The sequence below is a fragment of the Paenibacillus xylaniclasticus genome, assembly GCF_004001065.1.
GTDB classification, from domain to species: Bacteria; Bacillota; Bacilli; order Paenibacillales; family Paenibacillaceae; genus Paenibacillus_T; species Paenibacillus_T xylaniclasticus.
Map to the genome: position 1 here is coordinate 41,843 of NZ_BIML01000030.1, position 11,775 is coordinate 53,617.

General features: G+C 52.2%; 11 protein-coding genes. 9 read left to right on the forward strand and 2 right to left on the reverse strand.

The genetic code is table 11. The annotated features are described in order from the left end of the window. Positions 1-137: 137 nt before the first annotated feature. From PXY01_RS19120 to PXY01_RS19135, 4 genes are all read left to right on the forward strand, one after another. Positions 138-953: an alpha/beta hydrolase gene (locus PXY01_RS19120; RefSeq protein ID WP_127572235.1), complete on the forward strand. Its 816-nt coding sequence runs from the start codon at positions 138-140 to the stop codon at positions 951-953. Between the two features lie 264 nt (positions 954-1,217). Next, positions 1,218-2,291 (forward strand): DUF3048 domain-containing protein, encoded by a 1,074-nt coding sequence (locus PXY01_RS19125; RefSeq protein WP_127572237.1) that lies wholly within the window; start codon positions 1,218-1,220, stop codon positions 2,289-2,291. Between the two features lie 169 nt (positions 2,292-2,460). Then, positions 2,461-3,075 (forward strand): DUF47 domain-containing protein, encoded by a 615-nt coding sequence (locus PXY01_RS19130; RefSeq protein WP_127572239.1) that lies wholly within the window; start codon positions 2,461-2,463, stop codon positions 3,073-3,075. A gap of 32 nt (positions 3,076-3,107) precedes the next feature. Continuing rightward, positions 3,108-4,109 (forward strand): inorganic phosphate transporter, encoded by a 1,002-nt coding sequence (locus tag PXY01_RS19135; RefSeq protein ID WP_127572258.1) that lies wholly within the window; start codon positions 3,108-3,110, stop codon positions 4,107-4,109. Between the two features lie 64 nt (positions 4,110-4,173). Here the strand turns inward: PXY01_RS19135 and cls are convergent, their stop codons facing one another. Together cls and PXY01_RS19145 are read right to left on the reverse strand one after the other, a co-directional pair. Beyond that, positions 4,174-5,637: a cardiolipin synthase gene (gene cls / locus PXY01_RS19140; protein ID WP_127572241.1), complete on the reverse strand. Its 1,464-nt coding sequence runs from the start codon at positions 5,635-5,637 to the stop codon at positions 4,174-4,176. Positions 5,638-5,840: 203 nt separating this feature from the next. Beyond that, positions 5,841-6,401 carry a tyrosine protein kinase gene (locus PXY01_RS19145; protein ID WP_127572243.1) on the reverse strand — a complete coding sequence of 187 codons (561 nt, stop codon included), beginning with the start codon at positions 6,399-6,401 and terminating at the stop codon, positions 5,841-5,843. Between the two features lie 237 nt (positions 6,402-6,638). Between PXY01_RS19145 and PXY01_RS19150 the strand changes: the two genes are divergently transcribed. The 5 genes from PXY01_RS19150 to PXY01_RS19175 all read left to right on the forward strand — a co-directional run bounded on the left by PXY01_RS19150 (position 6,639) and on the right by PXY01_RS19175 (position 11,682). Further along, positions 6,639-6,929, forward strand: a complete 291-nt coding sequence (locus tag PXY01_RS19150; protein ID WP_127572245.1) for a YerC/YecD family TrpR-related protein — start codon at positions 6,639-6,641, stop codon at positions 6,927-6,929. A 3-nt stretch (positions 6,930-6,932) separates the two neighbouring features. Continuing rightward, complete coding sequence (locus tag PXY01_RS19155) at positions 6,933-7,787, forward strand: sirohydrochlorin chelatase (RefSeq protein ID WP_127572247.1); 855 nt, start codon at positions 6,933-6,935, stop codon at positions 7,785-7,787. Further along, on the forward strand, positions 7,768-8,691 hold the full coding sequence (locus PXY01_RS19160; protein WP_127572249.1) for a diacylglycerol kinase: 924 nt from the start codon (positions 7,768-7,770) through the stop codon (positions 8,689-8,691). The genes PXY01_RS19155 and PXY01_RS19160 overlap by 20 nt, the downstream gene beginning before the upstream one ends. A 260-nt stretch (positions 8,692-8,951) precedes the next feature. Then, a complete protein-coding gene (rlmD, locus tag PXY01_RS19165; RefSeq protein WP_127572251.1) occupies positions 8,952-10,940 on the forward strand; it encodes a 23S rRNA (uracil(1939)-C(5))-methyltransferase RlmD in 1,989 nt (662 codons plus the stop codon). A gap of 253 nt (positions 10,941-11,193) precedes the next feature. Further along, positions 11,194-11,682, forward strand: a complete 489-nt coding sequence (locus PXY01_RS19175; protein ID WP_246028006.1) for a barstar family protein — start codon at positions 11,194-11,196, stop codon at positions 11,680-11,682. The last annotated feature ends 93 nt before the right edge of the window (positions 11,683-11,775 follow it).

Genomic DNA, 11,775 nt, shown 5'->3' on the forward strand with positions numbered 1-11,775 from the left:
CTAAGTTGGTAGGAATAATATACATTAATCATACGGAGCATCCAAATATCTGTACATCTACCGAATGTAGTCGGTGTTTATCAGGACAATAACACAATACGATCTAGAGCAACGAAGAATAGAAGGCGGGGATGAAGATGGAAAAACAGCTGATTCTGAAGCACGAGCATTTGAATTTGACGGCAACCCTTCACTATCCAGCTGAAGACGGCAATGAAGGGAAGCGACAGGCAATTATTATTTGCCACGGCTTTATCGGCAGTCGCGTCGGGGTGGACAGGCTGTTCGTGAAGACTGCCCGTGCCCTTGCTGCAGCGGGGTCTTACGTGCTTCGTTTCGACTATGGCGGCTGCGGCGAAAGCGATGGCGACTATGGCGATCTGGGGCTCGAATCGATGATTGCTCAGACGCGTACCGCGATCGATTACGTTTCGTCTATGGATTCGGTAGATCCTCAGCGAATCGTACTACTCGGTCACTCGCTTGGCGGAGCGACTGCGCTCTTGACGTCGGTTCGCGACCGGCGGGTCAAGCGGCTTATTCTTTGGTCGCCTGTCGCCCATCCATTCTCGGATATCGTCCGGATTGTCGGCCGCTCCAGCTATGACGAGGCGATTCAATCGGGCAGCACCGATCATGCCGGATATTCGCTCAAGCCTGTGTTTTTCAGCTCGCTGCAGGAGCATCAGCCTTTTCAGGAGGCGCCTCGGTTCGGAGGAGACGTCCTGCTTGTACACGGTACGAGCGACGATGTCATCCCGGCGGACTACAGCTTTCTGTATCAGAAAGTGTTCTGGACGCGCAGCGACGGCATATGCGATAAAGAAATTATTTTTCAAGCCGATCATACGTATTCGACCCGTAAGCACCAAGAGGAAGCGATTACCGTCACAAGAGACTGGCTTTCCAGTCTCGATCGCCGTCATGAGGAATGGCATCATTGGAGTATATAGCATGCTTTTGCCCGGCTTAGCGTTCTGTCATATACGACCTCATTTCCACAGTGGGTGGAGGTGAGGTCGTTGTTGTGTTCTTATGACACATAAATTGATACGGCAGCGCTGAATGTCACACACCCCAAGACAACTCCCCCTCTTATGTGGTTAAATGGGAATGGAAAGAATTATTGGCGTTATTGGTTAGGTAGCCGCGTCTTAGGTTCAGATAGAGCCGCTTGTATGCTGTCTATTACTTTCGACAAAGGTGGAATACTATTCATGGTTAAACGCTCGTTACGCGTACATCATTTGACGGCTTTGCTGCTGGCTGCAGCACTTACGGTTACCGCATGCGGCTCCAGCGAGAAGAAAGAGCCGAAGCAATCGACTGCTGTGGAGACGCAGCCGACGATGACGGAGCCTGTGCAGTCTGAACAGACGCCTGTGTCGGCATTTACAGCACCGCTTACAGGACTTCCGGTCGAGCAGGAAGCGAAGCTTAGGCCGATTGCTGTTATGGTCAATAACTATAAGGCAGCACGACCTCAATCCGGCTTGACGCAAGCCGATGTAGTATGGGAAGCGCTTGCTGAGGGCGGCATAACGCGGCTGGTAGCCATATTCCAAAGCGCAACGACAACCGACCCGATCGGTCCGATTCGCAGTATTCGGCCTTATCTAATTGATATCGGCGATTCTTATCATGCTGTGCTTGTGCATGCCGGAGCGAGCAACGATGCTTACGATATTCTTCAGCACCACGGCGGAAGAGACTATTTGGATGAAATCTCGAATGCTGGCGCCTATTACTGGCGGGACAAATCGCGCAAGGCGCCGCACAATTTGTACTCCGATCTGGGCAAAATGCGCGACGGCGCAGAGCGTAAAAAATATACGGCCGACGTACCTATTCCATCCTATACGTTCGCTTCAGAAGGAGCGGGCACGTACGACGGAATTGCTAACACTATCGACATTAAGTTCCTGTTGGAAGATTATAAGGTCAATTACAGCTATGATGCAGCGAAAAATGTGTATCTGCGTTCCATTAATGGAGAGGCGCATATCGATTTGAACAACAACGAGCAGTTGTCTGCCTCGAATGTCGTTGTCATCGGTGCAGATCAACAGGCCTATGACAATGTTGGACGAATGAAGGTCGATCTGTCCTCGGGCGGCAAAGCGCTGCTGTTCCAGAATGGACAAGCTGTTGCTTGTGAATGGACGAGGCAAGGCACAGAGGCGATCCGACTGGTGAAGGACGGCAAGGAGCTGCAGTTTATTCCAGGGCACACCTACTTCCACGTCGTTCCGAATAAACCAACCTTCGAAGATCACGTGAAATTTGGGTGAATGCACTCAATTCGGGGAAAGCTGTAAATGCATCCGTCAATCTTGCAGAAAATTGTTAACGCAGTGTTAAATCATTTACGAAAACTTAACATTGCCTTTCAAGCGTGTTAAGATAGTGACGGCTCATGTTTACAGAAACTTCTGAATTGACGAAGGGGACTAAAGGAGCATGTTATTTAAAAAGAAAGATATTTTTTTCAAAACGTTGGAAGAGATGGCGGATACACTCGTAGTCGCGGTCGAATATTTCGGTGCGAATGTCGTTAATTTGAAGGACGTCAGCGCATTTGCTAAGAAAATGAAGGAATATGAGAAGCATTGCGACCAGTATACGCACACCATTCTGACGGAGCTGAACAAAACGTTCATCACGCCAATCGAGCGCGAAGACATTATGGCATTGACGATATCGCTCGACGATGTGCTCGATGGCATTGAGGCGTGCGCTTCCCGTTTCGAAATGTATCAAATCAAAGAGCACGACGATTATATCGGTTTATTCGCCGATAATCTTGTTCGCTGCTCGCATCAGATTAAGAAAGCAATCTATTTGCTGACAGAGAAAAAGCTGCTTGCGATTCATGAGCCGAGCATCGCAATCAATGAACTAGAGAACCAAGCGGACGACCTGCTTCGTGTCAGCATCACGAACCTGTTCAGTAATGTGAAGGACCCAATCGAGCTCATTAAGAAGAAAGAAATTTATGAGCGACTGGAACAAACGACCGATTGCTGCGAGGACGTCGCCAACACCCTCGAGTCCATTATTATGCGTAACAGCTAATCTACGAGGGGCAGGGCGATATTCTCATGCACATAGATACAACTTATTTAATGCTCGGTATCGTTGTTTTTCTAGCGTTAGCATTTGACTTTATTAACGGTTTCCATGATACGGCTAACGCCATTGCAACGACCGTATCAACTCGAGCACTCAAGCCGCGGGTTGCTATTCTGATGGCTTCGGCCATGAACTTCGTTGGCGCGATTCTGTTTACAGGAGTGGCGAAGACGATCGGCGGTAGCGTAGCTAATCCGCTTGTGCTCGAGAACGGGGTTGAGATCGTTATTGCGACCCTAATCTCAGCTATTGCCTGGAATTTAATTACGTGGTGGTTCGGCATTCCGTCCTCCTCCTCCCATGCGTTGATCGGCTCGCTTGCAGGCGCAGTCGTTTCAGCTGAGGGCTGGGGCAGCATTAATGCGGGCGGGTTTAAGGACATCGTCTTGGGACTGGTACTCTCGCCGCTCATTGCGTTTTCAATCGGCTTTATCGTTATGACGATATTGAAGAAAGTATTTGCTAATTTCAGTCCTCATAAGCTTAACAAAGGGTTCCGCAGCGGACAGATTCTGACAGCTGCCCTTCAGTCCTTCGCGCACGGTACGAACGATGCTCAGAAGGCGATGGGGATTATCGTATTCGCGCTTATGGCAGCGAATGTACAGGAGACGGACAACGTGCCGCTGTGGGTCAAAATATCGGCAGCGCTCGCTATGGCTCTCGGTACGTCGATCGGCGGATACAAGATCATTAAGACGATGGGGACGAAAATTTTCAAAATCGAGCCGATTAACGGCTTCGCAGCTGACGTTACATCTTATTCGGTTATTATGACCGGTACGATGCTGCACTTCCCGGTCAGCTCGACGCACGTTATTACGTCCTCGATTCTCGGCGTCGGCAGCGCGAAGCGCTTCGCCAGCGTGAAGTGGGGCATAGCCGGGAAGATCGTCATGTCTTGGATTATTACGATCCCGATCTCGTCGATCTTCGCAGCGCTTGTGTTCCAAGTGATCAAGCTGATTTTTCTATAATTACAACAAAACCGCGTGCTCGTCCGGATGGGTGAGGTCGCGGTTTTGTGCTGCATATAGAGATTTATAGAATAGGCGATAGAAGCTTGGACAACGATTCGTTGAACTTGCTCCAGGCGGAGCGGTTATTATAATCGGTTAAGGTGAACGGCTTGCTCAGCTTGACGTCGTTCCAGTAGATGTCCTCAAGCCGCTTGGCCGTCGTTCGGTCATAGAATATCGCATTCACCTCGAAATTAAGCTGCAGGCTGCGAATGTCGAAGTTAGCTGTGCCGACCGTAGCGACAGCGCCGTCGATGACCATCATTTTGGCATGGAGGAAGCCGTTGTCATACAGGTAACATTTGACGCCGGCTTGCAGCAGCTCGCCGACGTAGTAACGGGTCGCCCAATGAACAAACATATGATCCGCAATACTCGGAATCATAATGCGGACATCGACGCCTGATAACGATGCAACGCGAAGGGCGTTCAGCAAGCTCTCATCGGGGACAAAATAAGGCGTCTGTACAAGGATCGTCTTCTTCGCCGTATAAATCATATGCAGCAGTGAATTTTCGATGTAGCGCCATTGATCGCTCGGCCCGCTTGCAACCAGCTGCATCGCCAGCTTCTTATCTGGTGCCAGCTCCTTGGCCGCAGGCAGGAAGAACTCTGGTCGGTGCTGGACGACTCTATGCTTCGCAAGGCTCCAGTCCATTAGAAAGAGCGACTGCAATGAAGCGACGGACTCGCCTGTAATTCGCATATGCGTATCGCGCCAGTGGCCGAAGCGAGGGTCCAGTCCCACGTATTCGTCGCCGACATTGAACCCTCCTGTGTAGCCGATTCGGCTGTCGATTACGACAATTTTGCGATGATTACGGTAGTTGATCCGATAGTTTAAGTAGCGGATGCGGGACGGAAAAAAGATCGCCCGTTGAGCTCCCGAAGCGTCAAATTCTTCGAAGAAGCTGTCGCTGAGCTGGTTCGAGCCGATATCGTCATAGAGCAGCCGGACATGAACCCCTTCCTTCGCCTTCGCAATTAGTGCATCGCGGATTCGGCGTCCCCACACGTCATTATTAAATATGTAATATTGCATATGAATATGGTGCTCTGCGGCGGCAATATCAGCTAACAGCCGTTCGAATTTCGCGAGCCCATCGGTGAAGAAATCGACCTCGTTGTGCAGCGTCAGCAGTGAACGCTTCGAATTGAGGTCAATTAGCTTACGGTACGGATCGATGTTGCCGTCCTCGTCGGCGGGCCAGCCTTCGGCAAGCATGCGAGCCTGTTCTGTAATGGCTGCGTTCAGCTGCTCCCGGTATCGCCGATCGAGGCGGTATAGCTTTCTTCGCCGCATATTTTGTCCAAGGAACATATATAATGCGAAACCGAGCACCGGCACGAACAGCAAAACCATCAGCCATGACCAGGTGGCTTCGACATTGCGCCGTTCCATGAAGACGAGGACAGCCGCGAGCAAAATATTAACGGGAAGAAGCAGAAGGAGCAGGAATAAAAACAGTTCTGCAGTCCAAGTCATCGGTGGGACACTCCTAAGATGCGATGGGATAAGTCGTTGCATCTTGCATCTTACCTATTTTCGGTATTTGCGTCAAGAAAGATGCACAGCTCGTTGAAAATTCAAAATAGCGATGAAAGGCTCCTTTCCATCCATCGCTATTATGAAGGCTTGAAACGGACTGGCGTTGATGTTCCGCAACGCCGAGCAAGCGGGCTTCGCATCTAGCGAGTCCGCTTGCGTGGGCGGCGTCGCGGTGTGGTGCTTGCAGCGGCGCCTTTGCCTGTGTTCGATTTGCGCCGCTTACGGCGACGACGACGGATGATCGGCTCGTCGCCATCCTCGACGGATGCTTGGGCAGATTTGTTCTCTTTCTTAAACGAGCCGAGCAGTACTTTGATTAACGGAGCCATCTGCTGCACATTCGCAACGATCTTCTGCACCTTCGTGACGTTGCTGAGAATGCCGTCGATGCCGCCAAGCCGATCGACAACGCCCTTGAGCTCGCCAAGCTTCTCTAATGAGAATAGGCTGCCCTTATCCTTCGACGTATCTACGATTTCGGTAACGGCCGTTTCGACAGGGGGGGCAAGCGCCGTCTCCACAACATTCGGCGTGCTTACGCCGGTTGTCTTAAGGCCGGGTGCCGGGAAGCCAGGCGTTCCTCCACCCGGAAAGCCTCCCGCGAAGCCGAACGGTTCGTTGATGCCGGGAAAAGGCTGATTTTGCTGCCGAGCGTTGGGATGCGGTGGATAGCCGTTCATTGGGCCATGACGCATATTCACTCCAGATCACAACCTTTGACGGTAGACTCTTTCCCTCTTAGTGTATGGGATAGGCGAATATGCGGATTGGACGGATGCCCGGGTTTGGAGCTTTTCTGGGAGGAAAATAAAACGAATACCGCGCGCCTGCAGCGCCCTTCCATCCATTAAAGCGTGAATGCGGCAATGCTTGATTATACGTAACGAACGCTTTACAATTGAATAGATTAGTTCTCATACCTTATAGGGGTGACATGAATGCAGCTAAAGAAGCTGAACGATAAAGCGATCGACCAGCTGTTCGAAGCGGTGCTGACGCTGAAGACAGTGGAAGAGTGCTATATATTTTTCGATGATCTGTGCACGGTGAATGAGATTCAATCGCTGTCGCAGCGGCTTGAGGTTGCGCGAATGCTCGGCAAGGGCGCGACATATAATCAAATCGAAGCGGAGACAGGTGCGAGCACAGCGACGATTTCCCGGGTGAAGCGGTGTCTTAATTACGGCAACGACGGGTATAAAATGGCGCTGGAGCGTCTGGGACGATAGACGATGAAGTCAACTATTGGCATACTTGTCATATCTCACGGCTCGCGAGAGAAGGAATGGGTTCGCCTCGTCGATGAAGCGGTCGCCGAAGCGGCTGAGCTGGCGGCCCGGCAGTTGGCGGCGGAGTCCGGCGGTGCTGCTGCCGATCCGCGAACGGTACGGTTCGAATCGTCGTATTTGGAGCTGGTAGAAGGAAGGCTTATTCAGGACGGAGTAAATCGGTTGGCTGCTGCGGGCGTCACCGAGATATTCGTCCTTCCCTTGTTTATCTCGTCGGGCAGCACGCATGTCGACGACATTGCCCAGTCATTCGGGTTCCCGCCGGTTAACGAGCGCGCCGGGGAGATGGCTCCGTTCGTTGTGCCGCCGGGCATTCGGCTTACGATGGGTGAACCGATTAACGACGATCCCGAAATTGCGGAGAGGCTATGGCATAATATACAGCAGTTGTCGTCCGATCCGGGACGCGAAGCGTTGCTGCTTATTGCGCATGGCAGCCAGGATGCAGGATTTTACGAGCGTTATCAGAACAGCATGCAGCACTTAGCCGAGCGTGTTCGCGCACTCGGCGGCTTGGCTCGTGCACGGACGGCAATGCTGCTTCCGAACGAGGCCGGTACAGTGCTTGCGCAAATGCGAAAGGAACGGCCGGAAGAGACGGTATTGGTTGCTCCTCTTTTTATCAGCAAAGGATATTTTACGAATCAGGTTATCCCGTCTCGGCTGGCGGGTCAGGACTATCGGTATAACGGCCAGGCGCTTCTGCCGGATTCGGCAGTGTCGCGCTGGATGGTCCGGCAGTCGCTTAGCTGGCTGAACGGGTTGGAGGGTGTAGGTCATGCCGAACGGCAACATTAAACGAGCTAGATTAATCTATAATCCGACCTCAGGCCGGGAAGAAATTAAACGCCGTCTGCCGGATTTGCTGCAGCGGCTGGAGAGCGGCGGCATCGAGACGAGCTGCCATGCGACATCGGGAGAAGGAGATGCGACCAGAGCGGCGGCGGAAGCGGTCGAACGAGGCTATGATCTTATTATCGCGGCTGGAGGCGACGGTACGCTGCATGAAGTCATCAACGGTATGTCGGAGAGACCGAACCGTCCCCCGCTTGGCATCCTGCCGCTCGGGACGACGAATGACTTCGCGCGGGCGCTCGGCATTCCACGCAATTGGGAGTACGCCTGCGACCTTATTATTGAAGGGTATACCCGTCCGATCGACGTCGGTCTGGCGAATCAGCGTTACTTCATTAATATAGCGGGCGGCGGCTCTTTGACGGAGCTGACCTATGAGGTGCCGAGCAAGCTGAAGACGATGATCGGACAGCTCGCTTATTATATGAAGGGTTTGGAGAAAATGACCCGGCTGCGTCCGACCGAGCTTCGCATTGAGGCGCGGGGACATGAGGACATTCATGAGGAGATCATGCTCTTCCTCATCTGTAACAGCAACTCCGTCGCAGGCTTCGAGAAGCTTGCACCGGATGCGAAGCTGGATGATGGAATGTTCGACGTCGTCATTTTGCGCAAATGCAACCTGCCGGAATTTATTCGAATCGCGACGATGGCGCTGCGCGGCGAGCATTTGAACGACAATCATATCGTACATCTGCGGACGGATTATTTGAAAGTGACATCACCGGATTATGTACAGCTGAACCTCGACGGCGAGTATGGCGGAACGCTCCCGTGCACGTTCTCTATCCTGCCGTCGCACCTTAACATCTTCGTCGACGAATCGGGTGCTTCGTCTTACCGGTAGTTGGTTTTAGATAAATATGGAAGAGTTACGATCGCTGTCCTGCCGCAGCGCCGTTGTCGAAGACGGCGGCGGAGGATGGCGGTTTTTGTATAAATAAACACAATGGCGCGGATGCTGTAGCCTGTAGGATTGCAGGATTGTGTGGGTCTTATGATAAGGTTGGGTAAGGAGATTATTGCAGGTTTCGCATGGAGCACGGATCTGTGATATAGCGGGATATATTGAAGGAATACGAAATTGTGAGCGGAGTGTTGGATAGGATGAGCAAGAAGGGCAGGCCGTCAGCGGCGGCAGGGAACAAGGCAAAGGCCGGAGCAGGTTCGGGCTCTCAGGGTAAGCGCAAGGATTGGCGGTCTTCGCCGCGTCCGTCGGGTGAACAGCGGGAAGGCATTGGTGCAGGTGTCGGGAAGCGTAATTCTCAGCCGACCTGGAAGGCTGGTGCAGCCGCTTTTGTTGAGGGGAAGGAATCAGTGGCAGCAGCAGGTGGTAGTGCTGGGCAAGGACGGGCGAAAGTGCAGGCCGCGGCGGCAGTGAGTAAGAATGAAGAGCATGTCGTTGACATTGTCGGCCTGACGCATGATGGCGAGGGCGTTGGCCGCGCGAACGGGTTTACGCTGTTCATTCACGGCGCGCTGCCGGGCGAGAAGGCGCTCGTCAAGGTGCTAAAGGTGAAGAAGCAGTATGGCTATGCCAAGCTGCTGCGCTTAATAGAGACAAGCCCTGATCGTGTCGCGGCGCCATGCGAAATCTTCAAGCAGTGCGGCGGCTGCCAGCTGCAGCACATGAGCTACGAAGCGCAGCTGCGCTGGAAGCGCCAGCACGTCATCGACAGCTTGACGCGGATCGGCAAGCTGCACGTTGCAGGCGAACCGGTGCGGGCAGCTCGCGCGAGCGAGGGGCAGGAGCAGGGGGTGTCTGGGGCTGTTGCGAGTGAGAGTGCAGGCGCTGGGGCATCGTCGGATGCTGCGCTGTCGTTGGAAGCTCGGTTATCGGCTGACTCGGATGTGGATGTTGCTGTTGCTAGGGTCGATGCTGGGGACGCTGCGGATGGTGCGGGCAGATTCGGCGCTGCGGCAGGTTCGGGTGCGGACGGCGGCATTGTTAGTGCAGATCCGGTTGCAGATTCCGCTACAGGTGCGGATTCCACTGCCGGTTCCAGCGCTTTGCTCCACTATCCCCTTGACTCAGGAATTATCGTACACCCGACGATTGGCATGGATGAGCCTTGGCGTTACCGCAACAAAGCGCAGGTGCCGATCGGCATGGCCGTTGCCGACTTGGAGGACGGTGCGGCGGGCGGCTTGATCGGCGGCTTCTACGCCCAGGGCAGCCATCGCATCATTAACATGGATTCATGCTTGATTCAGCATGAGCGCAATGACGACGTCGTTCGGCTGATCAAGCGGCTCGGGACGGAGCTCGGCATTACCGCCTATGACGAGGCAACTGGCCGCGGCCTGCTTCGCCACGTCGTCGTTCGGACTGGCTTCGTCACCGGCGAAGTGATGGTCGTCCTCGTCACGAACGGTGCTCATATTCCGCATAAGGACCAGTGGATCGCAGGCATTCGCGCTGCGCTGCCGGACGTGTGCAGCATTGTGCAAAATATTAACACGCGCAATACGAACGTTATTTTTGGCGAGGAAACGAGGACGCTTTGGGGTAGTGATGTTATCTATGATGAGCTAGACGGGATTCGTTTTGCCATCTCGGCGCGTTCCTTCTATCAAGTGAATCCGGAGCAGACCGTCACTCTCTACCGCAAAGCGGTCGAGTATGCGGGATTGACGGGTGAAGAGACCGTCATCGACGCTTATTGCGGCATCGGCACTATCTCGCTGTTCCTTGCTCGGCAGGCAGGCCGCGTGTATGGTGTCGAGGTTGTGCCTGAAGCGATCGAGGACGCGAAGCGGAACGCTTCGCTTAATGGGATCGCCAACGCCGAGTTCGAGGCCGGCTTGTCCGAGGTCGTCATCCCTCGCTGGCGTGAAGAGGGCATCACCGCCGACGTCATCGTTGTCGACCCTCCTCGCAAAGGCTGCGACCCCGCGCTCCTCGACACGATTATACGTATGAAGCCGGAGCGGGTTGTGTACGTGTCGTGTAATCCGTCGACACTGGCTCGGGATTTGCGTGTGCTGGAGGATGGCGGGTACAGAACAGTGGAGGTGCAGCCGGTGGATATGTTTCCGCATACGGTGCATGTGGAGTGTTGTTCACTGTTAATTTGGAACGGAAATAACGAATGAGAAGTTAATGTGGGATTGCCCTCTCTTCATTGAGAGGGTATTTTTTGTCTTCACAAGGAAGCGGGAGTTGGATGCTATAAGGCACTTGGGGGTGGTTTAAAGGTAAATAAATGTCTCTGTTCTTAATATTGGGCAGTACACATCTTCTCAGCAACCAGACATAAAAATTTAAACGATACGAAAAGGAAATGCCAACATATGGTACAATATGTCTAGGTCATTGTTCTGATGAAAGTTGTTTGGGGTGAACAAAATGGAACGGGAAGAATTATGGAAGTCATTGATGATGAACGGTTCTATAGTTATGTTTTGGAGACAAAGCATACTAGAAAAATACGTCGAAAATATAAGTGAAGAAGGGTTTAATGTATATCTTTTTGACTGTGAATCATGGGATAAGAAAACTTGTCTTTTGGAATTAGGTTATACTCTCGAGTTCCCAGATTACTATGGTAAAAACCTAGATGCTTTTAATGACTGCCTTTCGGATATTGATCCTAGCAATGAAGGCTTCGTATTAGTCTTCAAGAACTTCGATAAGTTCAATGAACGAGATAAAGAAACTGCGTTCCATGTGCTAGACATTATTCAAAACAATTCTTGGAGATTACTTGTAGAAAACCAAAAAAAGTTGATGGCGTTTTTGCATTCCAACGACCCACAGTTACATATTCAATCGGTAGGAGCAATGCCTGTACTGTGGAATAACGAAGAGTGGCTTGATAAGAACAGAGGTCTATAGGGACGTGAACAAGACGAAAACTGTAATGTGGGGGGATGATATGAAAAAATATACTTGTCCTTACTGTGGATATATGACTTTAGATGAACAGCC

Coding starts and splice junctions, on each gene's coding strand:
- PXY01_RS19120 (WP_127572235.1), top strand. CDS start 138: ATGGAAAAACAGCTGATTCTGAAGCACGAGCATTTGAATTTGACGGCA.
- PXY01_RS19125 (WP_127572237.1), top strand. CDS start 1,218: ATGGTTAAACGCTCGTTACGCGTACATCATTTGACGGCTTTGCTGCTG.
- PXY01_RS19130 (WP_127572239.1), top strand. CDS start 2,461: ATGTTATTTAAAAAGAAAGATATTTTTTTCAAAACGTTGGAAGAGATG.
- cls (WP_127572241.1), bottom strand. CDS start 5,637: ATGACTTGGACTGCAGAACTGTTTTTATTCCTGCTCCTTCTGCTTCTT.
- PXY01_RS19150 (WP_127572245.1), top strand. CDS start 6,639: ATGCAGCTAAAGAAGCTGAACGATAAAGCGATCGACCAGCTGTTCGAA.
- PXY01_RS19155 (WP_127572247.1), top strand. CDS start 6,933: ATGAAGTCAACTATTGGCATACTTGTCATATCTCACGGCTCGCGAGAG.
- PXY01_RS19160 (WP_127572249.1), top strand. CDS start 7,768: ATGCCGAACGGCAACATTAAACGAGCTAGATTAATCTATAATCCGACC.
- rlmD (WP_127572251.1), top strand. CDS start 8,952: ATGAGCAAGAAGGGCAGGCCGTCAGCGGCGGCAGGGAACAAGGCAAAG.
- PXY01_RS19175 (WP_246028006.1), top strand. CDS start 11,194: ATGGAACGGGAAGAATTATGGAAGTCATTGATGATGAACGGTTCTATA.